This window comes from Vibrio sp. M250220, from assembly GCF_036533795.1.
Classification (GTDB): domain Bacteria; phylum Pseudomonadota; class Gammaproteobacteria; order Enterobacterales; family Vibrionaceae; genus Vibrio.
In genome coordinates this window covers 50,142-71,741 of the sequence record NZ_JATABI010000042.1, presented here as the reverse complement: position 1 = coordinate 71,741, position 21,600 = coordinate 50,142, and the positions used below count along the sequence as shown (strand labels likewise).

Annotated in this window: 21 protein-coding genes; 8 read left to right on the top strand and 13 right to left on the bottom strand. The window is 45.2% G+C overall.

The features are described from left to right. Positions 1-167 precede the first annotated feature (167 nt). The 9 genes from QTN94_RS14675 to QTN94_RS14635 form a co-directional block, all read right to left on the bottom strand. Positions 168-431 carry a hypothetical protein gene (locus QTN94_RS14675; RefSeq protein ID WP_331418222.1) on the bottom strand — a complete coding sequence of 88 codons (264 nt, stop codon included), beginning with the start codon at positions 429-431 and terminating at the stop codon, positions 168-170. A 165-nt stretch (positions 432-596) separates the two neighbouring features. Beyond that, positions 597-950 carry a 50S ribosomal protein L20 gene (rplT, locus tag QTN94_RS14670; RefSeq protein WP_004401084.1) on the bottom strand — a complete coding sequence of 118 codons (354 nt, stop codon included), beginning with the start codon at positions 948-950 and terminating at the stop codon, positions 597-599. A 41-nt stretch (positions 951-991) separates the two neighbouring features. After that, complete coding sequence (rpmI, locus tag QTN94_RS14665; protein WP_005377932.1) at positions 992-1,186, bottom strand: 50S ribosomal protein L35; 195 nt, start codon at positions 1,184-1,186, stop codon at positions 992-994. A gap of 104 nt (positions 1,187-1,290) precedes the next feature. Beyond that, positions 1,291-1,842: a translation initiation factor IF-3 gene (infC, locus tag QTN94_RS14660; protein ID WP_269375890.1), complete on the bottom strand. Its 552-nt coding sequence runs from the start codon at positions 1,840-1,842 to the stop codon at positions 1,291-1,293. A gap of 3 nt (positions 1,843-1,845) precedes the next feature. Then, positions 1,846-3,774 carry a threonine--tRNA ligase gene (gene thrS, locus QTN94_RS14655; protein WP_331418221.1) on the bottom strand — a complete coding sequence of 643 codons (1,929 nt, stop codon included), beginning with the start codon at positions 3,772-3,774 and terminating at the stop codon, positions 1,846-1,848. 208 nt (positions 3,775-3,982) lie between these two features. Continuing rightward, positions 3,983-5,485 (bottom strand): NAD(P)H-hydrate dehydratase, encoded by a 1,503-nt coding sequence (locus QTN94_RS14650; RefSeq protein WP_331418220.1) that lies wholly within the window; start codon positions 5,483-5,485, stop codon positions 3,983-3,985. A gap of 75 nt (positions 5,486-5,560) precedes the next feature. Beyond that, on the bottom strand, positions 5,561-5,998 hold the full coding sequence (locus tag QTN94_RS14645) for a PAS domain-containing protein (protein WP_138973241.1): 438 nt from the start codon (positions 5,996-5,998) through the stop codon (positions 5,561-5,563). Beyond that, positions 5,998-7,002: a response regulator gene (locus QTN94_RS14640; RefSeq protein WP_138973240.1), complete on the bottom strand. Its 1,005-nt coding sequence runs from the start codon at positions 7,000-7,002 to the stop codon at positions 5,998-6,000. Before QTN94_RS14640 ends, QTN94_RS14645 begins: the two co-directional genes overlap by 1 nt. A 316-nt stretch (positions 7,003-7,318) precedes the next feature. Then, positions 7,319-7,780 carry a TetR family transcriptional regulator gene (locus QTN94_RS14635; RefSeq protein WP_138973239.1) on the bottom strand — a complete coding sequence of 154 codons (462 nt, stop codon included), beginning with the start codon at positions 7,778-7,780 and terminating at the stop codon, positions 7,319-7,321. Between the two features lie 499 nt (positions 7,781-8,279). On the opposite strand from QTN94_RS14635, the gene QTN94_RS14630 reads away from it, so the two are divergent. Together QTN94_RS14630 and QTN94_RS14625 are read left to right on the top strand one after the other, a co-directional pair. Beyond that, positions 8,280-8,573: a YfcZ/YiiS family protein gene (locus tag QTN94_RS14630; RefSeq protein ID WP_138973238.1), complete on the top strand. Its 294-nt coding sequence runs from the start codon at positions 8,280-8,282 to the stop codon at positions 8,571-8,573. A 122-nt stretch (positions 8,574-8,695) separates the two neighbouring features. Continuing rightward, positions 8,696-9,301, top strand: a complete 606-nt coding sequence (locus QTN94_RS14625; RefSeq protein WP_331428073.1) for a hypothetical protein — start codon at positions 8,696-8,698, stop codon at positions 9,299-9,301. A 61-nt stretch (positions 9,302-9,362) separates the two neighbouring features. Here the strand turns inward: QTN94_RS14625 and QTN94_RS14620 are convergent, their stop codons facing one another. Further along, entirely contained in the window at positions 9,363-10,463 is a 1,101-nt protein-coding gene (locus QTN94_RS14620; protein ID WP_331428071.1) for a 1-acyl-sn-glycerol-3-phosphate acyltransferase, read from the bottom strand. 188 nt (positions 10,464-10,651) lie between these two features. Here QTN94_RS14620 and QTN94_RS14615 point away from each other — a divergent pair, with 188 nt between their 5' ends. Together QTN94_RS14615 and QTN94_RS14610 are read left to right on the top strand one after the other, a co-directional pair. Continuing rightward, positions 10,652-11,254, top strand: a complete 603-nt coding sequence (locus QTN94_RS14615) for an AraC family transcriptional regulator (protein ID WP_331428074.1) — start codon at positions 10,652-10,654, stop codon at positions 11,252-11,254. A gap of 95 nt (positions 11,255-11,349) precedes the next feature. Next, a complete protein-coding gene (locus QTN94_RS14610; RefSeq protein WP_331428069.1) occupies positions 11,350-13,218 on the top strand; it encodes a methyl-accepting chemotaxis protein in 1,869 nt (622 codons plus the stop codon). Positions 13,219-13,267: 49 nt separating this feature from the next. On the opposite strand, the gene QTN94_RS14605 is transcribed toward QTN94_RS14610, so the two are convergent. Continuing rightward, on the bottom strand, positions 13,268-14,620 hold the full coding sequence (locus QTN94_RS14605) for an alpha-amylase family protein (RefSeq protein ID WP_331428066.1): 1,353 nt from the start codon (positions 14,618-14,620) through the stop codon (positions 13,268-13,270). A 212-nt stretch (positions 14,621-14,832) separates the two neighbouring features. Here QTN94_RS14605 and QTN94_RS14600 point away from each other — a divergent pair, with 212 nt between their 5' ends. After that, entirely contained in the window at positions 14,833-15,504 is a 672-nt protein-coding gene (locus QTN94_RS14600) for a DsbA family oxidoreductase (RefSeq protein ID WP_331428065.1), read from the top strand. Between the two features lie 33 nt (positions 15,505-15,537). On the opposite strand, the gene QTN94_RS14595 is transcribed toward QTN94_RS14600, so the two are convergent. Next, a complete protein-coding gene (locus QTN94_RS14595; RefSeq protein ID WP_331428063.1) occupies positions 15,538-16,434 on the bottom strand; it encodes a DUF808 domain-containing protein in 897 nt (298 codons plus the stop codon). Positions 16,435-16,615: 181 nt separating this feature from the next. On the opposite strand from QTN94_RS14595, the gene QTN94_RS14590 reads away from it, so the two are divergent. Then, positions 16,616-17,545 (top strand): M14 family metallopeptidase, encoded by a 930-nt coding sequence (locus tag QTN94_RS14590; protein ID WP_331428062.1) that lies wholly within the window; start codon positions 16,616-16,618, stop codon positions 17,543-17,545. Positions 17,546-17,636: 91 nt separating this feature from the next. Here the strand turns inward: QTN94_RS14590 and QTN94_RS14585 are convergent, their stop codons facing one another. Further along, positions 17,637-19,424 (bottom strand): M28 family metallopeptidase, encoded by a 1,788-nt coding sequence (locus tag QTN94_RS14585; protein WP_331428061.1) that lies wholly within the window; start codon positions 19,422-19,424, stop codon positions 17,637-17,639. A gap of 447 nt (positions 19,425-19,871) precedes the next feature. On the opposite strand from QTN94_RS14585, the gene QTN94_RS14580 reads away from it, so the two are divergent. Beyond that, entirely contained in the window at positions 19,872-20,474 is a 603-nt protein-coding gene (locus QTN94_RS14580; RefSeq protein ID WP_331428059.1) for a DedA family protein, read from the top strand. After that, a complete protein-coding gene (locus QTN94_RS14575) occupies positions 20,458-21,588 on the top strand; it encodes a D-alanine--D-alanine ligase (protein WP_331428058.1) in 1,131 nt (376 codons plus the stop codon). Before QTN94_RS14580 ends, QTN94_RS14575 begins: the two co-directional genes overlap by 17 nt. Positions 21,589-21,600 lie beyond the last annotated feature (12 nt).

Genomic DNA, 21,600 nt, shown 5'->3' with positions numbered 1-21,600 from the left:
ATAAAGTCATGACGGTGCGAACACATCAAAGTGGCCCGAGATAGCTTCTCAACTAGAGCCCGTATATAAGCAAGCATCTAACCTTCGTTAACAATACTTTTTGACAACAATAGGGAGTCCATATAAGCGTTGTGAATCACTCTTAAATTGCTTGTTATGTTCCGCCTTCAAAGTTTGTCACATTCCTTTTTATCCTTGAGCAAATTTGTAAAGGCTGTTGCCTCTGTGCGCTCAAAGTCCTGATATGCTTCAAACATGTCTCCATCTTTATATCCTAGGAAACAAAGAGCTCCTTGAATAACTGCTGTGAAAAAGGAAATAACTAAAACCAGAAAAGGAATTACGCCAAATAAGTCTAGAGCTAGAAAAACCGAAGATATCGCCATAGCAGCAAAGGAAACAACAACTTTGACTTTACTTGTAAGTGCCATAACCACTCCTTATGAATGACCACCGCACATAATATAGACATCTAATTGCACATAATGTCAGACAAATCACACTAGGCACATAACGCTTATTAACAGGCAAAAGAAGCGGGCATAAAAAAGGAGAGCCTAAGCTCCCCTTTTCTTAATCCTAATCACTAACTCTAATTAAAGAGCAGCTTTCGCCTTTTCAACTAGAACTGCAAATGCAGCTTTGTCGAATACCGCGATGTCAGCAAGGATCTTACGGTCGATCTCGATAGATGCTTTCTTAAGACCGTTGATGAAACGGCTGTAAGATAGACCATTTTGACGAGATGCAGCGTTGATACGTGCAATCCATAGTTGACGGAATTGACGTTTCTTGTTGCGACGGTCACGGTAAGCGTATTGACCAGCTTTAGTAACTGCTTGGAAAGCTACGCGGTAAACACGTGAACGTGCACCGTAGTAACCTTTAGCTTGTTTTAGAACTTTCTTATGACGTGCACGAGCTTGTACACCACGTTTTACGCGAGGCATTATGCTTCTCCTAAACTAAACGATTAATAAACTAAAAAGAATTATGCGTATGGTAGCATACGAATTACTGCAGCCACTTCACACTTAGGAAGGATTGCATTTGGACGTAGCTGACGCTTGTTCTTAGTAGTACGCTTAGTCAGGATGTGACGTTTTGTAGCGTGCTTGTACTTAATACCACCAGCAGTTTTCTTAAAACGCTTAGCAGCACCTTTGTTGGTTTTCATCTTAGGCATGATGAATAACTCCGCATTGTTGAGTTGTATAAACAATAGTAATTAGGGCGAACAAACCCCGCCGTTTTAACAACGGCAGGGTTAATTACTTGCAAAGCCGTTAATTACTTCTTCTTAGGGGCAAGAACCATGATCATTTGACGACCTTCGATCTTCTTAGGGAAAGATTCTACTAAAGCGATTTCAGCAGTGTCTTCCTTCAGACGATTTAGAACGTCAACACCGATCTCTTGGTGTGCCATTTCTCGGCCACGGAAGCGAATTGTTACCTTCACTTTGTTGCCTTCTTCAAGGAAACGCGTCAGGTTGCGTAGTTTTACCTGATAGTCTCCAATATCAGTTCCGGGACGGAATTTTACTTCCTTAATCTGAACCTGTTTTTGCTTTTTCTTCTGCTCTTTAGCAGATTTGCTCTTCTCAAAGAGGAATTTACCGTAGTCCATTACACGACATACTGGTGGCTCAGCGTTTGGACTGATTTCTACCAGATCCATGCCTGCTTCTTCAGCTGCTGCTACTGCTTCTTGAATAGAAACGACACCAACTGATTCGCCATCAGCGCCAGTTAAACGAACTTCACGAACGCCACGAATTTCACCGTTTAAACGATGAGCATTTTGTTTGGCCGGTACTTGGCCGCGTCTTCCGCCTTTAATAGTTTATTCCTCCAGATTGAGCTTACGGGTAGAGATCTCGTCTTGGATGTAGGAAATAAAATCATCCACTTTAAACTTACCGAGGTCTTTACCTTTACGAGTACGTACTGCGATTTCACCAGCTTCCATTTCTTGGTCGCCACAAACAAGCATATACGGTACACGCTTCAAAGTATGTTCGCGGATTTTAAAGCCAATCTTCTCATTTCTCAAGTCCGCTTTAGCTCTAATTCCACATTTTTGTAGTTTTTGTGCCACTTCCTGAACATAATCTGACTGTTTGTCAGTGATATTCATGATTACAGTCTGTTCTGGCGATAACCAAGTTGGGAAGAAGCCGTAGTATTCTTCGATCAAAATACCGATGAATCGCTCTAGTGAGCCCAGAATCGCACGGTGAATCATCACTGGCACTTGGCGCTCATTATTTTCATCCACGTAGGTAGCGCCTAGACGACCCGGTAGGTTGAAGTCTAGCTGAACTGTACCACATTGCCATGCACGGTCTAGACAGTCATGCAGCGTGAATTCAATCTTAGGTCCGTAGAATGCACCCTCGCCTTCTTGAATTTCGTATGGAATATCCATCGCTTCAAGAGATTGCTTCAGCGCTTCTTCAGATTGATCCCAGATCTCATCCGAACCAACACGTTTTTCAGGGCGAGTAGATAGCTTAACTACGATGTTTTCGAAACCAAAAGTTTGGTATGTATCGTAAACCATCTTGATACAGCTAGTCACTTCTTCTTGAATCTGGCTTTCAGTACAGAAGATGTGAGCATCATCCTGAGTGAAACCACGAACACGCATAATGCCGTGTAGCGCGCCTGATGGCTCGTTACGGTGACATGAACCAAACTCAGCCATGCGAAGTGGCAGATCACGGTATGATTTCAGGCCTTGGTTAAAGATCTGAACATGACCCGGGCAGTTCATCGGCTTAAGTGCGTAGTCACGGTTTTCAGAAGAGGTAGTGAACATTGCTTCTGCGTACTTGTCCCAGTGACCAGAACGTTCCCACAGAACACGATCCATGATAAGTGGACCTTTTACTTCTTGGTAACCGTACTCTGTTAGTTTCGAACGAACGAATACTTCTAGGTCACGGAAGATAGACCAACCATTGTGATGCCAGAACACCATGCCAGGTGCTTCTTGCTGCATGTGGAATAGGTCTAATTGCTTACCGATTTTACGGTGGTCGCGCTTCGCCGCTTCTTCTAAACGAGTTAGGTGAGCTTTAAGCGCTTTTTTATCGTGGAATGCAGTACCGTAGATACGTTGCAGCATCTTGTTGTCACTGTTACCACGCCAGTAAGCACCAGCTACATTCAGTAGGGTAAAGTGCTGACAGAATCCCATGTGTGGAACGTGTGGACCACGACACATATCGACATATTCTTCGTGATGGTATAAGCCTGGACGATCATCACGTGCAACGTTTTCGTCCAAGATTTCCATCTTGTATGTTTCACCGCGAGCTTCAAATGCATCGCGTGCTTCCTGCCAGCTGACCTTTTTCTTGATCACTTGGTACTTAGTCTTTGCCAACTCGTGCATACGCTTTTCAATCTTTTCAAGATCTTCTTGCGTTAGTGAGTGCTCTAAGTCGATATCGTAGTAGAAACCGCTATCGATAGTTGGACCAATCGCCATTTTCGCTTCAGGGAAAAGTTGCTTGATCGCATGACCTAGCAAGTGAGCGCATGAGTGGCGTACGATTTCCAGACCATCAACTTCATCTTTTACTGTGATGATTTCTAGGCTTGCGTCTTGTTCAATAAGATCACAAGCGTCAACACGATTACCATCTACACGTCCAGCAATGGTTGCTTTCGCAAGACCAGGACCGATAGATTGAGCAACATCAAGAGTAGAAACTGGGTTGTCAAATTGACGCTGACTGCCGTCAGGAAGAGTAATAATAGGCATTTAACTGTCCTTTACAGTGGTGTTGCACACCAAGCAACACGTGTATTTTAAACGTATCTTTAACTAGAAAATCAAGGCGTTAAAGACAAGAGGATTTGTCCTTTTATATGCAAATACGGATGCACAACTCAGGAACGAGCAAGCATTGTAACGGATTAGCGTGAAATAACAATCGAAGTCACAGAAATGGCTGAAAAAAGTTCGATTATTAGTCAGAAAGCCAATTATTGAGAACCGTACGAGAGTGGTGCACCACATCACTCGCCAACAAGCCAATTTGGCCTTCTTGATGTGCCAGTTCATCTGCCGCCGCGCTATGGAGCAGCACTCCCACTTTCGCGGCATTAACCAAGCTAAGACCTTGTGCAAGCATCGCAGCGATGATCCCTGTTAGTACATCGCCCATTCCACCTGTTGCCATACCTGCATTACCCGCATAACAGACAAAGATATCCGTTTCGTCGCAAACCAAGGTACCAGCGCCCTTTAGGACGACGACACCGCCAAACTTCGCTTGCAACTCTCGCACTGCCGAGAATCGATCTTGCTCCACTTGCTTGACACCGCATTGCAGTAATCTTGCGGCTTCTCCAGGATGCGGTGTGATAATTCGTAACGGATCCCGATGGCAGTCAACAGCCAACAGGTTGAGTCCATCGGCATCAACGATTTTGGGTTTGTCGACACAGACCGTTGCTCGATAAATTTCTTGCGCCCACTCATCCTTACCTAACCCTGGGCCAATCGCAATGACATCAGCCTCTGATATCGCGTGGTGCAAAGCATCGTATTGATGGTTCCAAGCTTGAGTCATCACCTCAGGACAACTGACCTGAAGAGCGATGCTGGAATGGACATGGCATAGTGCTCTAATCAACCCAGTTCCATTACGTGCGGCGGCGCTCGCACATAATCTTATCGCACCAGCAAAACCTTCATTGCCCCCCAAACAAAGCAAGCGCCCATGATGCCCCTTATGGGCTGTGGGTTTGCGACGCGGCAATACGTCACGCATCTCATCGATATCGAGCAGAGAGCTAGACGCTTTTTCACACTGAAGAAATTCTCCGTCTACCCCCAATCCTGCGAAGTGGATTTGCCCTGTTACCTCACGCGCCTGTCCCGTCATCAAACCCTGTTTTACACCGATAAACGTTATGGTGTGATTGGCGCGTATCGCTTTGCCGAATACACGTCCCGTATCGCTACACAGACCTGACGGAAGATCAATTGATAAGGTAGGCAGATCAAGATGATTTACGCGCTCAATCTGATTCTGGAGTGGTAGTCGAACATCGCCCGAAAGCCCCGTCCCCAGCAAACCATCCACTACCACGTCAACATCGAGCCTCTCTAGGTCAAGAGACTCAAGAGAGGTAAACTCTCCGCCGCAGTTCAGCCACTCTTGCTTAGCCTTCAGCGCATCCCCCGCGAGCTTGGACTCGTCCCCGTATAGCGCTACGGTGACGTTCATGCCATCCGCTTGAGCGAGTTTGGCCACAACGAAACCATCTCCACCATTATTGCCACTACCAACGAGTATCAACAAACGTGAGGCTTGAGGATAGAGTCGCTTGAGCAAGTCATAAGCCGAACCGCCCGCACGTTGCATCAAGGTGTACATCTCTACGCCGGCGAGTTGCGCAGCACGTTGTTCGCCTCGTTTAACTTGTTGGCCAGTAAAAAGTGAACTAGGGATAGAGAGTTTCATAGTGTGTATCTTGGCTGGAATCGACTCTATAGCTTAGACGACAACGCCAAGGAGTTCCTTGGCGTTGTTGGCAAATTATTGATTTATTGACACCAGAGCTTCTGCGGTCGCGTCTTGAATTGAAAGAAACAAGGATCGGATTTCCCCTGTTGGGGTTCGCATCGGATTAAGCGTGATGTTCTGGTACATAAAATCTGCTTGCTGAGTCACTGGGCGTACGTTGCGGCACTTAAACAAGTAAGGGCGTTGTTGCCAAGTGATAAAGCTTCGACAGCCTAAATCATAGACTGGTTTGGTTTTCAATCTGAACCACTCCTGAGGAATTTCAGGGAAGAGCTCAAACAAGGACTTACCTATCGCATCATGTGCTTGTACACCACTATGATGAGTCATGAAGCCGTTCCAAACCTGAACGTTATGATCTTTGTCGAGAACGACCAGTCCTAAGTCGACATTCTGTACCATGTCGACCATCCAATGGAATTGCTCAAATTCAGCTGGAAGATTTAACATCAGAAGTCCTCCATCAAATAAGCGAGTTTGTTATCTAGCAACGGCAAAGACTCGTCGACAAACATAAACAGCAAATCACAACGAATTGAAGTGCCATCAATGTTGTAGCTGACTTCAAATGTCATGGTTTTCTTAAACGATCCTGAAGTGGAAGAAATGACCGAATCGATAGAAATATGCTGCCCCAGCAGGACGGGTGAGCTTTGGAAAAAACGCACTTCTGCTTGTTGACCAAGGCCATTGAGAAATGAGCCCACGAGTATGTTTGACACATCCATAAGCAGTTCCAGCTCCTCGAGCTCTTCACTATCAGCGGGAACTTTCATCAATTTCTTGAGATCAGAAACACTCGAATCACTAAGTAAAACTAACGCTTCTCCGGCAATCCCCTCACCACTAAAGCCTTGGCAAACACCAGAAACCTGATCGTTTTCGGCGAGATCTCGCAACGCCATGTGAAGTTCACTCACTTCAAAAATATTGACGTTGGGTAGCGGTAAGTGAACAAACACATCGAAATGTCGCGCAAGCGCATCAGCAGCGCGGCCAATCGCGACGTTAGCGACCTCCATATAGACATCTCGACGACGCAAAATGGGTAGCTCGATGGAAACGGGCGTCACAATCCGAGGTTGAGTAACGGGTTCAACCAACTGTTTAAGAACGCTATTGAGGATATCTTTATCTATGGGCTTTTGGACAAATGCCTTAGCACCAAGAGACATCACTCGTTCTTTAGCTTTAGGTTGAATATCACCAGATACCACCACTACGGAGATATCGATGTTTCGATTCGCAATTTCCTCTAACGTACCAAAACCATCCAACTCAGGCATGGTCAGGTCAAGAAACATTAATTTAAATTCTTGCTTTTCCAGCTGTTCCAGAGCATCTAAGCCGTGCACAGCAAAGGAAATGTCAGCATTTAGCGAAGCAGGCAGTGAGCGAGCCATTTGCTTTCTCGCTAAAGCGGAGTCATCGCATATAAGGACGGGAAAAGTCATGCGTACACCTACTCCTCTATTGGTTGTTGTAACAATCACAGTGTAGCAGACCACCGAGTTACCAAACACAGTGCATTGATGCTTTATTAGCCAAACAGTTACAAAAAAAATTAATTAGCAACATTTTAATGGTAGACCACGTGAAAATTGGCGCTCTACAAATGCACTCACATTGCTAAAAATAGTTTTGCTGACTCAGTTGCTGGGTGACTAAATCTTGCCGCTCAATAAGAAAACGTATCGAGTTAGGAGAGAGAAGAAGAGAAGTGGCGAATTTAAGACCAAAAAGCCTTCCGAAGAAGGCTTTGACGATTGGCTATTTAGCCATACGAATGAGTGATTTACCAATTAACCACTCCAGCTCTTTCGCACTACCCTCACCGAATTGTGTTTCAGCCATCTTGTACAAGCGGTCAATGCCATTGCTTGCAAACTCGTGTGTGCTCTGAGATGTAACAATATGGTGAAAAAGCAAGCGAAGGATGGCACGAAACTCTTCATTATCCAACGCTGCGATCCAACTAGATGAAAAGGCATCCAACCCATTATCGAACTCTACGTGGTCAACAAACATCTTGAAGATTCGACCATCTAGTGCGGCGGTGAAATCGGTCTTCTTCGGAAAATGGTGGCTGATGCCGGTTCTCGAAACACCAGTTTGCTGGCTCAGTGTGGTGTACGACATTTTGTCATAACCGAGACGCAAAAGCTGATCAACAACCGCATCCATGATTTTCTGAATCGTGATTTCGGTATCTTCTTTACTACGCTTTGGCATGTTCAGGCTCTTCTCTCTGTAAATCCGTCTAAACTCATATTGAGTCAATTATTGACGCCAAGTGACTAGCTTTCACTTCAACCCGTCATGTAACAATAGAAACCATGTCTCTTATGAAACACAAAGATCAAACAACGGCTAAACCGCATGAACTACCTAATTGTTGTGCAAGCTAAATATTTATAGGGACACTTTGTGTGTTTCTATAACCCACAAGGCATTATTTTTTTAATATAATTGTGAGCTATCGATAATCTTACAAATTGTTAGTTCTGACAACGAAATGAATGGCACTCTGACAAAATAATGACACGTATTTTCGTCATTAGTTGATCTACCTCACAGTCAAACAAGAACTATTATCGAACAAAAGATTAAAAATTACTCAACCGTCAACATATCATGCTGCGCTTACACTGAAACCTGACACAGTGCTTTTTATGGATAAACATCAAATAACTCGCTAATATAGCCACATTATTTGTAGGAGGATGTCTAAATGAGTACCGAACAAGATCAAGTATGTGAGGCATGTGGCTGCGCAGGCGAAATGGGTTTCATCATTAAAGAAGGCGATGATGTTGCTGAAGTAACCATCTATGCAGCAGGTAAAACCCTTTTAGAAGCTGAGCTAAACAAGTACATTCAACTCGCTCAGCAAGTGTGCGCGAATGTAGAGCACGAAGTAACGCCAATTGATGACGAATCATCAGAGTTAACCGCTCGTTTTAAATTTGAAGTGAGTGCAGAGAAACTGATTTTTGAGTTAAAAACTCGATCGCTAGCACGATAATCAGTGATTTATTCTTTATAAAACGGGCGCTTGTGCCCGTTTTTTTGACTTTGCTTGTCATTGTCATTGACCTGCTCTAGCCTAGAACTCATAGTGACCTAAAAGTAACTAATCTACTGGCTATGATTCGCAACCCACTTTACTTAATCCCATTGCTCTGCTCGCTGTGTTTTGTTGCCTACGCACAACCACTCGACCAGTTCCGTATTCTCAATCATCTCGACAACTACGGTAATCTGGATTTGCGTAATAAACCCTATACCGAGCTTCCCGCAGGACTTGTTGTCCAAGGCAACCTCAACATCGCAAAAACCCAAATTCAACATCTTCCACAAGGAATGGATATCCAAGGCAGTTTAGATGCCTCCAACAGTGGCTTAAAGAAATTGTCAAAAGGGATTAATATTCGTGGATTTGCTAACCTGATCGGTTCCCAAATTACTCGTTGGCCCAGTGGGGTGAAAGTCGGCGGCTATATTAATTTAACTGATACACCAGTCACCTCTCTTCCTCCACGATTCAGAGTAAAAGGCGATCTCAGTGTCATACGTACGCCACTCGAATCACTTCCAGAGGGCTTAACAGTCGATGGGAATTTGTATATAGGCGGTTCGAAGATCACTCAGTTTCCCGAAACGATGACGGTAAAAGGGAATATTTTCCTAGGTGGCAATCGCATTACTAAGTGGCCAACAAACTTAACGTTGGGTGGAGCCGTTGCTCCCTAGCCTCAGCCAATAAAAAGGCCCCATGCAGGACATGAGGCTTTAAAAACTCAACGCCTAGCCACTATGGGCGGTTCTTTACTGGGTTGGCATAACTGGCAACCAAATAAGGCTGGGCATCCTTTGGTAGTAAGTTCAACTTTTCGGCAAACGTCTTTTTGACCTGTTCATCCACTTGTTCATTGCCGGCAGCAAGCTCATTGATTGGGAATAGCTTGTAGTTAGCATGAATCTGACGATCAATTTCTTGAGCCAGTGCTTCAGGTGTTTCAAAGTCCTGCTCAATCACATCACCAAATGCGACATGCACGTGTCCTTTATCGCCAACAATACCTTGGATAATGCTTTCAATATCTTCAAACTCGCCTTTTTCGTAACTGCCGACAGAATCTTTAGCATACAACTCAATGGCTTTAGCAATATCACATGGGTCGTTTTCGTAAGAGATAGAAACCGGAACAATTTTTAGCGTCTTAATGTAGTCAGGAAATGAGAGCTTGAGCTTTCGACCTTCGACGTGGAACATTTTTAAGATTGCTGGATCGGTAAAATCGTTACCATCTTTTGCGCGGCCTTCTTTCTGAGCGATCCAGATTGAGTGACCAGTATCCAAAGAGTGTTTGATATACCCAGACAAAGTACCGAGGGCCTTCATCATTTCGCGAGGGCCTTTCGCTGAACGTTTAACAATAAAGCTTTTGTTGAGCTTCATCAATTCAGTCGCACAAGGCTTTTTCAGCAGGTTGTCACCGATAGCAATACGGACTGTCTTATGGCCATTTTTGAACAGACCATAGTTAACCAGAGCAGGATCCATCGCGATATCACGATGGTTAGAAACAAACAGGTAAGCCTGCTCTGTGTCTAAATTATCCAGACCACTGTAAGTCACGCCTCGAGTTGTGGACTTAAGGGTTTGATCTAGATACTTCTTAACCTCAAGTTGTATGGTCTCAACCGACCTGAGCTTGGACCATTTCATCTTCAGGTATATCTTAACCACTGGCGACATTAAGGTTTTAAACCAACCAGCGTGGTTTGAAAAGCGGTGCTGTAAAATCGCACTGATGAATTCTTCATCATTAACTAAGCGGTCAATTGCCGCGGGAATTTCATCGTCATTGTAAGGACGAATCTCAATAAAAGGGTCTGTGTTTGTCGTCATTATTCTGTTCGTTAGGTAAAAAGCCGCACTATTCTACGCTGAGAAATGATTCTTAGCAGCTACAGTTCTCGCAGAATCGGCAAGGTCAGACCAGACTCTTTATCGGAAATTGGGCGATACCTTCCACAAAGTTGGCTTTTTTAACAATAAGCGTTAATCTTAGCGCCCCTTTACCGATGAGCGACACCATGCACTACGCAATCTCTTTCCAATCTGAGCTATACGACTTCCTTGTTTCTACATCACGAAAAAAGCTGCTGAAACATCAGCTTATTTGCGTTGAGAAGGGATTGGCATTGGTTAAACTCGGTAAACAAGAATATGCAGTAGAAGCGGGACAATCTTTCTGGTTACCTTTCGACGCCCTGACAGCGATAACTTATACGCCGAAAACCCTCGTTCGTTCTATACAAGTGTCGTCACGTGTCACGTCTCAATTACCTAAGCAAGGTGGATATGTTGAGCTCAATGAGTTAATAGCAGCCGTGCTTAATCGACTCGCAACACTCGTCGCCAACCGCGAGGCACAACTCGACTTGCTGGCGGTTTTACGCCAAGAACTCACCTCTTTAAAACCGGTTCTAAAAGAGAGCAAACTCAGCCAGAAAATCAATCACTGGAAAGTGAATCAAACTTCTTCATTAGCCAATGAACTCCAATTAGTCCTAACGGTTAGAGAGGCATGTAAGCAGATGAAGTCTGGTAAAAAACGCGCACAAGTTGTCTCGACGCTATTTGATGGTAACGAATCGTTGTTGACGGGATTAGAGAAAACCATACTCGGCCTTTAACTGATAGAAAAGTTTTAGTTTTTTCTGGCTGAATACTCATTTCATAACTATATGATCTATAACTAAAGAGTTTATATAGAGATGAGGATCATGAAATGAAATTTAGCCATAAGATTGTGGCCGCTTCGTCTGTCCTGCTTTTAGCGACTGTTACACTTCTGACTCTTCAGCAATACTATATTGTTCGAAGTGAAGTGAAATCTCACGTTACTTCTAGCGTCACCGAAATCATTAACGGTGTCCGAGACACGACCGCATCTGAAATTAATGCTCGTAAAGCGATAGCCTCTTATGCCACAAGTATGCTTGAGCTTGACCTTTCACCTGACGCTATTTCCGAGGTTATCACCCGACCTGTGATAAAAGAGACTTTCCTCCTTGCTGGGTTAGGGTTTGAAAGCGACGGTTCACACATAGGTAATGAAGCATCATGGGACCCTGGTGCAGGTTGGGATCCCCGTGTCAGACCATGGTATATTGACGCAAAAAACTCTGGAAAGCTCATCATTACCGCGCCATACGCAGATTCAGGCACGGGTGAAATACTGGTTTCGATCGCCACCCCAGTGCGAGATAACGGTAAATTTATTGGTGCGATATTTTATGACGTGAGCTTGGCCGCACTCGCTGAACTGGTTAACAAGGTCGATCTGTTTAACGCGGGGTACGTGTTTGTCGTCTCTGGTGATGGCACAACCATTGCGCACCCAACGACAGCGTTAAATGGTAAGCCTATGAAAGAGTTCTTAGGCGATACACAGATTAAAGACCAACCCCAAGAAGCCATTATCGATGGTAAAGAGTACACTCTCGACTTCGCCAAAGTGCCCGGCGAAGATTGGTATATTGGTGTAGTACTTGATGAAGAGATCGCATATCAATCTCTTGCTGACCTGAGAAACAGCTCCATCATCTACACGGTGATTGCATTGGTTATCAGTATCGTCATCCTTTTGGTTTTGATCAAAACATTGATGCGCCCTCTCGATTCGCTCAGCGAGGCCATTCAGGACGTAGCTTCTGGTCAAGGGGATCTGACGCAACGTCTTGATACCAAGACTGACAAAGAGTTCTCTATCCTCGCCAGTGGGTTTAACGATTTTACCAGCCAGCTCCAGCAACTGATTACTCAGTCTAAAGCGATCGGTTCTGAAATTTTGCGAGGTTCAGAAATGACTTCTGTCGGCTTACAAGAATCGGCTTCAGCAATGCAAGACCAACTTCACGAACTGGAACAGTTGGCCACCGCGATGCATGAAATGGCCACCACGTCAGGCGATGTCGCCAACAATGCTCAAGGGGCTGCGGCTGCGGCAAAAGAAGCCGATGATGCAACCAGTATCGGGACATCTGTTGTCAGCGAAACAACCAGTGCTATCGACAATCTTTCTCAGAAAATTGATGAGGCGGTCGAGGAAGTTAAAGTCCTAGAATCTGCAACAGACAACATTGAAACCATACTCAAAGTCATTAATGACATCGCAGACCAAACAAACTTGCTGGCACTCAACGCAGCGATTGAGGCGGCTCGCGCAGGTGAATCGGGGCGTGGTTTTGCGGTCGTGGCTGATGAAGTTCGCACGCTCGCGCAACGAACTCAGGAATCTACCACGGAAATCCGTAACATGATTGAGCAATTACAGGCAGGGGCAACGTCTGTGTCGAATGCCATGAATATGAGTAAAACAACTGCTAGCACCGCTGTCGAGAGAGCTCAGGAGGCCAACAGAGCACTCGAAAGCATTCGCGATGCCATTCAGCGAATCAGTGACATGAACATTCAGATCGCTTCAGCCGCCGAAGAGCAAAGCTTAGTCGCCGAAGAGATAAACAACAACACAGTGAAGATCAAAGACTTGTCCACTCAGGTTGCAGAAGCCGCAAATAATGCCAACATTGCCATGCAGGCTCAAACCGAAAACATTCGCGAACAAGATAGTATTTTGAACAAATTTACCGTCTAATCTCAACCCAGAAAGAGTAAGGCGCACCGTAACTGGTGCGCCTATTGTATTAATCCGTAATTAACATCCGTGCGCTTTGTGCTGGCACATCTAGATGACAGATGCCAGCCTTAGAAAGGAACTTCTGCTTTGTCAGTAGATCAATCCAAGTTGTGCTGCTGCTTAGTTCAACGCTTTTAGCTCTGACCGATTTATTGAGAATAACCATACCTTCTTCTCCTCGAGCGAAGACCAGTAGATCATCACCAGCCTCAATCATGGTCATCGGTTTAGCGTGCATACGATTGTGGAAATCAATTGCTGCAAGCATCTGCGGATCATTCCACGTCTTAAGCCAACGCGGTTGCTCATCTTTGCCATGAATGCCACTGGTATCCAGATCGGTATAAATAAGCGGAACACCACCATCTCGTCCCAACAGATAGCAATAAGCTAACCATTCTTGCGCTTGGGTCATCACCAAATTCGCAAACACATCGTTATTGGGTATGTCATGAGTAATTGCGAACGTGATCGCTCGCGTCTCAGAGAGTGCCTGACCAAAACAATACGGGTCGACCAGACTCTTCAGACTGCCCTTTGGCTGCAATGCGTCATACAAGGTTTGAAACAGTGGAAAATCGTAAGCCCCTAGCCGCGTCTGAGCCAGATATGGCTCAAGGAACAGCTCATACTCTGGCTGAGTTGCGCCGCCGCTAGTAATGATTTCGCCAAAGATATGTATGTCCTGACAAATTTCATCAGTCCATACCTGTTTAAGATGTTCTAGCGTCATATGTTTCGCAGCGTCAATGCGAAACCCCTTCACTCCGAGTTTCTTCAAAGCCTTTAAGTAAGACTGCTGCTGCGAGATGACATTGGTGCACACACGTAACGTTGGTAAACCTGGGTCGCTAGGGCCACTCGTAATACGTCCGTTTTGTACTTGCCAACGATCTTGCCAATCTTCAATACCAAATGCCTCAACAAAATCATCATGGTCAAACAGTGGCTTAGAGAGATCTCCAAACAAACGTTGATTTTGATAGTACTCTTTGTTGGCTTGGTAGTCGTCTAGGTCGGTAGTCGATGGATACTGTAGATCGTTGCGCACTGACGATTCGTTCGCCATATGGTTGAAGACCACATCCGCATAGATGCCAATCCCATGCTGTTTAAGGGCATTAAGCATCGACTTAAACTGTTGATAATTTCCCAATTGATTATCAATAACACGATAGTCTTGAGGCTGATAGCGTTGCCACCACTTTGTCCCCTGCGTTTTTTTTAACGACTTCATTGGCGGGGAGACCAGAACATATTTATAGCCCGCTTGCTGAATTTGGCGAGCTCGTTGTTCAACTAGAGGATAAGGCCAGTCAAACGCATGCAAAATTACATCTGTCGCGTGAGCAGTTAACATCACGATTTCCTTAACAATATACCTAGTGCAAGCTAGGCGTCATCATTGATTTCGCTATCCTATCAAAACAGGACAGGCCACGACTTCAGCCTCAAGCCATTTTTTAACGTAGTAGTAACTGGGCGTAGAGCTGCTCAAATTGCGAAGTAATGCTCAAATCTTATCATTAAGCTCTCTATAATTATTGATAGCAGTAGTAGAAGGACGTTGAGATGAACAAAATTCGAATAGACATCGTTTCAGATGTCGTTTGCCCATGGTGTATTATCGGTTACAAACGACTCGAGCATGCTCTTGCCAGTCTCAGTGAGAGTATTGAAGCTGAGATCCACTGGCATCCGTTCGAATTGAATCCCGCAATGGGCACCGATGGCCAAAACCTGCGTGAGCACTTACACGAAAAATATGGCATATCTGAAGAAGCCAGTATTGCGGCACGAGAGACCCTTACTCAGCTTGGCCGAGAAGTGGGTTTTAAGTTTAACTTTTATGATGGGATGAAAATCTACAACACCCGTAAAGCACATCAGTTATTGATGTGGTCACAGAGTGAAAATAAACAGTTTGAACTTGAAATGGCATTGTTTGAAGCCTATTTCTCAGGTGCAAAAGATGTCAGCGATTCACAAGTGTTGATTGAATGTGCTCAGTCTGTAGGACTAGATATCGAGCTGGCGGGTAACATCCTCAATGATGACAGTTGGGCGCAAGCCGTTGCGTCAACAGAGCAGCAGTGGCTTGAAGCAGGGATTAACGCGGTTCCAGCAATTATCATTGATAGAAAGCATCTCATTTCAGGAGCACAAACCAGCGAACTGCTCACTTCGGCACTAGAGAAAATCACCAAGGGTGAAAGCAAAGAGGGTGACGAAATCGGAGAATAGGGCTCGATTGTCGAGCCCTGAAGAAATCGATGACTAACGTTTTAGCTTCGATATCACGTGCCATATCGCCACAACAACAAGACCACAAACCACACCAATCAAGCCGTTAAGCAATGAAGGAAACAGCGCTTTTGCTAATGACAGATTTGGGATGTCCATGCTAATGGGTTCAATCCAGTGGTGAATGGCTGGGACGTTATGGACAACGATGCCACCGCCAACCAAAAACATTGCCGCAGTTCCTATCACCGCCAATGCTTTCATTAGCTTTGGTGCAAAAGTGATCAATCCGCGCCCCAATGCGGAACGAAGCCCTCGCCCTTGCGAGCAACGTTCTAGGTAAAAACCCAGATCATCGAGCTTTACAATTCCAGCCACTAGCCCGTAGACACCTATCGTCATAAGCACAGCGATTACGCTCACAACCAATATTTGAGTTGTCGTTGACTGTCCCTGAACCGTACCCAGTGCAATGACAATAATCTCGGCTGATAAAATAAAGTCGGTACGGATTGCTCCAGCGATCTTGTTACGTTCATACTCTTCGATAGAAAGCGTCGTTTCAATGGTTTTATCTTCACTTTCATTCGGTTGATGGGTGAACTTCTCAATGATCTTTTCTGCGCCCTCGTAGCACAAAAACAAACCACCAATTAGCAGTAAAGGCATAATAAGCCAAGGGATGAAAGCGCTGATTAATAGCGCGGCTGGAACCAGTATCAGCTTGTTGCGAAACGAGCCTTTCGCCACACTCCAGACTACTGGAATTTCTCGCTCAGCCGCTACCCCTGACACTTGCTGGGCATTGAGCGCGAGGTCGTCTCCAAGCACACCAGCCGTTTTTTTGGCAGCCACTTTAGACATCAAAGCAACGTCATCTAAAACCGTCGCAATGTCATCAAGTAACGTTAATAAACTTGCACCTGCCATTGTTTCTTCTCATATTAAATTAGGTTCAATGTAACTAAATGTAACACCGCAACGCTAAAGCTCAAACTCAATTGACGTCAGCACACAGTCAATCTTTTTATTTCAGCGATAGAACATTTGCCTGTACGGTTACAGCACTCTATCCTAGGTGCAATTTTCCAATAACAATAAAGGCAAGGTAATGCGCAGTACTTACACTTATCCAATCGGAACCCCAGGGCAAAAATGGGGCGAAGCGGAAAAAATCGCATGGCGTCAACAAACCACTATTAAACGCGAATATCAGCAACAAGTCGTCCCTAAGATTCTCGCTCTTAAAAACCAATTTGATGTCGAGCAATATGGTGCGCTCTCTTATGACCCTAAACGCTACCCGCTTTTTTGCATCAAAACTAAGAATTGGGACATATCGAAACCCGTCGTTTTGGTGACTGGTGGTGTACATGGCTACGAGACCAGTGGCGTGCACGGTGCACTCCAATTCGCCGCAGATGAAATGGCCACTTACAGTCAGCACTTCAATATTATCGTCGCCCCTTGTGTCAGCCCGTGGGGTTACGAAACCATCAATCGTTGGAATCCATTGGCTATCGACCCTAACCGTTCATTCTATGCCGATAGCCCAGCGGAAGAATCCGCCAATCTGATGGCGCTAGTCGCCTCTATCCAAGGCAAGATCCTAGTTCATATCGACCTGCATGAAACCACAGACAGCGATGAAGACGAGTTTCGCCCTGCTCTAGCAGCTCGCGATGGTATTGAATACATTGAAGGTATGATTCCCGACGGTTTCTACACGGTCGGCGACACAGAAAACCCTCAATCAGAGTTTCAAGCGGCGGTTATCGAATCCGTTGCGAAGGTCACGCATATCGCGCCCGCTGATGAAAAAGGAGAAATCATTGGTTCTGCTGTCGTTCAGCACGGGGTGATCAACTACCCTATGGTTAAGCTGGGGCTATGTGGCGGCGTGACAAACTGTGTTTATGGCACGACAACAGAAGTCTATCCAGACAGCCCGAAAGTCACCAATGAAGAGTGTAACGATGCACAAGTGGCCGCGATTCTCGGCGGATTGAATTACGTTCTTAGTCAAGGTACTAGCGTCTAATCCATGAGTGAATCCTAGCAGAACCATGCTTTCTACTAGGAATAATTAAGCCGCACCTTAGACTCGCGTGCGGCTTTTATTTTCTACTCGCTTATTGACGGTCTTGGTCAAAGTCACCGTGGAAGTGGTCATGATCTGAAACACTATCCGCCGCTTTTAACTTCTCCCCCACACGCAGCTTGTTCTGAGGAATGAACACTGCGTCCATGGTACGCAGCGCTGGAACAACTTCAGGCTGTTGCTGTGGGAATACCGGCTGGCTGAATGCATAGAAGGTCGTCACGTACGCCAACGACTGAGTGTTCACGTACAACGCTGTCTGACTGATGTTATTCAAATCATCACAGGCTTGGTGGTAGCATTTGTCGTAAGCCACATCAATCTGACCACCAAATTGATCGACTTCTTCTGCTGATTTCACATTTTCCGCACCTGTAAACAGGCCACCAAATGCCACTCCCCAATCTGCAAACCCTGCGTAATCTGAACGCTTAGAAAGTGCTTGTGGAACAGTAGCGTGTGATTTGCTGCTGAAGAAACGATTGAACGTAGACTCTATATCAGAGGTACCATACGGCGGTTTAAAATCGCCCGTGTAGGCATTGTCTGGGCTATCTTTGGTATCCGATAGGTCTCCGTCCATAACGCCAAAGATATAGTTTGGAGAACCGATCATATCAAAGTTCAAGTAGAGCTTAACCTTGTTCAACTCATAGTAACGCGCATCCACCAGATCGACTTGCTCTGGGGTCAGTGGACTAGCATCATCAAGACCTAGCTCAGCACGAATTTCTCGTTCAGCTTGATCACGAAGAGGGGCGAAAAGATCATTGGTGTAGTATTCCGAACCCACTAAACCGGCTTCTTCTGCGGCCCACCAAGCAAAGCGAACTTTGTTTTTCACTGGGGCATTCAGATTTGCCAGTGTGACAGCATATTCCAATAACCCAGCTGTACCGGAACCATTATCGTTGATGCCGGGACCTTCAGGAACAGAATCAAGGTGAGCGCCTAACATAACCACCTGATTCTCATCACCACCTTTTGTTTCGGCGATGATATTCTGCGTCAGAACAACGTCATCTTGTACGCTGAGCTGAAGGCTAACAGGCACGTCAGTCGTCTTGCTTAAGTCGTACCACTGTTTGCCTAATTCGTAGCGCGCGCCAAAAGCAGGTATCGTCGCTGTACTGTCGTTACCCAAGGTGCCATTCACCACACTGGTGCGGCCTTCTCCATTGCCTTGGTTAAAGACAATCACGCCTTTTGCACCCGCATTTTGTGCATTGACTACCTTAGTACTAAAACTACACCCACCCCGTTGGATAATGGCAATTTTGTCTGCGACGTCTTTGCCTATAAAGTCCGCTGATTCACAGCCATCAGTATCATCATAGTCTGGTGCATCAAATCGAAAATCAGGCGTCACAAAGGCTGCTTGTGCGGCTAAAGTACCGTTTGACTTACCCGAATAGGACATAACAGCAAAATCAGCATCAACGCCTTCTCCTGCCTCTCTGACACCAATCAAGCGAGTACCGTTAACACTTAGCTGTGTTCCAGCCAATTCCTCCCAAGCTCTAAAATCAAACTCTTGGATAGAAACTTGGTAGTTGTGCTCCTTCATCGTATCGACAATATAGTCTAGTGATTCTGCATAGCCCTGTGTTCCAGCCGCTCGTGTAACAGAACTTCCATCACTGGTTTTCGATGCACGACCTTCCAACTCGACTAAGTGTTCTACCACATCGTCTCGGTCGATTTTACTGCTGACGTATTTCGCTGCTTTCTCAGGATCATCCCAATAACACCCTGATAGAAGGGTGGTGCTGATAACCGTCGCGATCATTGTTTTTGTTGTTGTGATGCTTACTTGCATTTGTGACTCCTTATAGTAAACCGCATCACATAGTTACCGAATAACAAAGGTTACAAAAATGTTAACAAGCAACTAATTATCAAAATATGAAGCAGCTTCATATATAAGGTTTTTATTAGATTTATTAGTTACATATGTAATGAATTACAATCACACATTGAGAATCAATATCACCCACTACGTAGGAATAAGGCGCTAAATTAATCAGGATTTACTGAGCATCCTAGATAAATCTTTAGGATAAAAGAGCTCACTTTAGTCCGATTAGTCTCCAAGAGCGTTTAGTAATTATCATCTATTGATGAAATTTTTTTTAACTCCTCCCTTTCTTTAGCTGAGTGGCATTTAGAAATTCTGTGAATGTTATGACCACTTTACCTAGAAATGACTTATCTAAGTTATTTCTAGTTGGTACTGTTTTGCGCTAAAGATTGATGGGGATCAGTTATGACAGATATATCAAAGGCCGTTGAAGTCTGGTTGCTTCAAGGCAATCTATCTCTCTTGGCGCTATTCCTCGGTATCGTTCTACTTTCGTATCTACTAGAAGATCTTGCGATCGTTACGGCGGCAAGCTTGGCAGTCGAGCAAGCACTGCCAACGTCGATTGCTCTACTCGCTGTCTTTGCCGGCATTAGTTCAGGTGATCTTGGGCTGTATATGATCGGCAAAATGGCACAAAGAGTTCGTTTTCTTCGCTATCGTTTGTTCCGTTATCAGCGGACGAGAAGTCTGCGACACATATTGCATCGACGAGCGTTCATGACTCTATTTTTGGTGCGATTCATTCCGGGATTACGAACCATCGGATTCACATTAAGTGGATTTCTTGGTGTAGCCAAAACCACATTCTTGTTCGCCGTACTCACAGCAACCGCTTTATGGACGGTGCTTATTTTCGGTGCTTTCTTCCAACTTGGTAACGCGCAGTGGTTTCAACAACACCAGTCAGGTTGGGTGCTCATTCCACTGGGGGGCTTCCTGATGGTGCTTGTAAACAAACTTCTAACCAAAACGCTATTAAGGGATACCTATGATAGAGCTCGCTAACCTTAACGTCATTCCGCAGGGAATGGTCAATGCGGGAATGCCCGTTTTAGAGCAACCAAAGCGAGTTATCTCGCCTTTTGAATTCCTACCCGCATGGTTTTTCTACACTCCCGTTGTACTCCAAAGTGTCATGTTAAGTATGGCACATCGTGATTGGGCACTGCCGCTTATTGCTAACCCTGCGATTAAGTTGAGTGGCATGGTGGGAGAATCCAAACACGATATATTCACCTCGGCAGGCGAGACAGCGAATCAATGGATTTTGCCCTTTATTACCTTGATCAAATCCTCAAACCACACTGATGACCTACTAAATGAGTCGTTACAGCAACTCGACGCGGCGAACCTGAGCTATCCACTGGTGGCTAAACCTGATCTGGGTTGCCGTGGTGTCGGTGTCAAGCTGATTCATTCCAATCAACAACTGAGAGACTATATCGAAAGCTTTCCTCTCTCCGGACGCTTTCTGCTTCAGAAGAAGTCACCGTACAGCGCAGAAGCTGGCGTTTTCTACGTCAGACAGCCCGGTGAAACCAAAGGCAGGATCATCTCGATTACGTTGAAATATTCACCGTATGTGGTTGGAGATGGTCAATCGACCCTACAACAATTGATTGATAAGTGTCCGAGAGCGGGCAAGTTACAGCATCTCTACCTACCACGCCACAGTGAGCACCTCGACCTCGTCATTCCAGCTAACAACCAATTCCAATTGGCGTTTGCGGGTAGCCATTCTCGTGGCGCTATTTTTCGTGATGGTAATCAGTTCATCACGCCGGCACTAGAGCAACAGCTAGATACGATTCTCATTGAGTTTGAGGGTTTCAATTACGGCCGTCTCGATATCAAGTTCAGAGATATTCACTCATTAATGAATGGGGAATGTTTCGACATCTTAGAGATCAATGGTGCCAGTAGCGAAGCTGCGCATATTTGGGATAGCGATACCCGCCTAAAAGATATTTTTTCGACGCTATTAACTCAATATCGTCTGCTCTATCAAATTGGCGCTAAGCAAAAGAAGCAGGGACACAAAACACCAAGCTTGGGCGCATTACTTCAAGCTTGGCGAGAAGAAAAGCGGCTAACACAGCGCTACCCAATGACGGATTAACTGAATTGCTAG

Excerpts from the sequence above, each read along its gene's own strand:
- QTN94_RS14675 (WP_331418222.1), bottom strand. The coding sequence starts at position 431 with ATGGCACTTACAAGTAAAGTCAAAGTTGTTGTTTCCTTTGCTGCTATG.
- rplT (WP_004401084.1), bottom strand. The coding sequence starts at position 950 with ATGCCTCGCGTAAAACGTGGTGTACAAGCTCGTGCACGTCATAAGAAA.
- rpmI (WP_005377932.1), bottom strand. The coding sequence starts at position 1,186 with ATGCCTAAGATGAAAACCAACAAAGGTGCTGCTAAGCGTTTTAAGAAA.
- thrS (WP_331418221.1), bottom strand. The coding sequence starts at position 3,774 with ATGCCTATTATTACTCTTCCTGACGGCAGTCAGCGTCAATTTGACAAC.
- QTN94_RS14650 (WP_331418220.1), bottom strand. The coding sequence starts at position 5,485 with ATGAAACTCTCTATCCCTAGTTCACTTTTTACTGGCCAACAAGTTAAA.
- QTN94_RS14645 (WP_138973241.1), bottom strand. The coding sequence starts at position 5,998 with ATGTTAAATCTTCCAGCTGAATTTGAGCAATTCCATTGGATGGTCGAC.
- QTN94_RS14640 (WP_138973240.1), bottom strand. The coding sequence starts at position 7,002 with ATGACTTTTCCCGTCCTTATATGCGATGACTCCGCTTTAGCGAGAAAG.
- QTN94_RS14635 (WP_138973239.1), bottom strand. The coding sequence starts at position 7,780 with ATGCCAAAGCGTAGTAAAGAAGATACCGAAATCACGATTCAGAAAATC.
- QTN94_RS14630 (WP_138973238.1), top strand. The coding sequence starts at position 8,280 with ATGAGTACCGAACAAGATCAAGTATGTGAGGCATGTGGCTGCGCAGGC.
- QTN94_RS14625 (WP_331428073.1), top strand. The coding sequence starts at position 8,696 with ATGATTCGCAACCCACTTTACTTAATCCCATTGCTCTGCTCGCTGTGT.
- QTN94_RS14620 (WP_331428071.1), bottom strand. The coding sequence starts at position 10,463 with ATGACGACAAACACAGACCCTTTTATTGAGATTCGTCCTTACAATGAC.
- QTN94_RS14615 (WP_331428074.1), top strand. The coding sequence starts at position 10,652 with ATGCACTACGCAATCTCTTTCCAATCTGAGCTATACGACTTCCTTGTT.
- QTN94_RS14610 (WP_331428069.1), top strand. The coding sequence starts at position 11,350 with ATGAAATTTAGCCATAAGATTGTGGCCGCTTCGTCTGTCCTGCTTTTA.
- QTN94_RS14605 (WP_331428066.1), bottom strand. The coding sequence starts at position 14,620 with ATGTTAACTGCTCACGCGACAGATGTAATTTTGCATGCGTTTGACTGG.
- QTN94_RS14600 (WP_331428065.1), top strand. The coding sequence starts at position 14,833 with ATGAACAAAATTCGAATAGACATCGTTTCAGATGTCGTTTGCCCATGG.
- QTN94_RS14595 (WP_331428063.1), bottom strand. The coding sequence starts at position 16,434 with ATGGCAGGTGCAAGTTTATTAACGTTACTTGATGACATTGCGACGGTT.
- QTN94_RS14590 (WP_331428062.1), top strand. The coding sequence starts at position 16,616 with ATGCGCAGTACTTACACTTATCCAATCGGAACCCCAGGGCAAAAATGG.
- QTN94_RS14585 (WP_331428061.1), bottom strand. The coding sequence starts at position 19,424 with ATGCAAGTAAGCATCACAACAACAAAAACAATGATCGCGACGGTTATC.
- QTN94_RS14580 (WP_331428059.1), top strand. The coding sequence starts at position 19,872 with ATGACAGATATATCAAAGGCCGTTGAAGTCTGGTTGCTTCAAGGCAAT.
- QTN94_RS14575 (WP_331428058.1), top strand. The coding sequence starts at position 20,458 with ATGATAGAGCTCGCTAACCTTAACGTCATTCCGCAGGGAATGGTCAAT.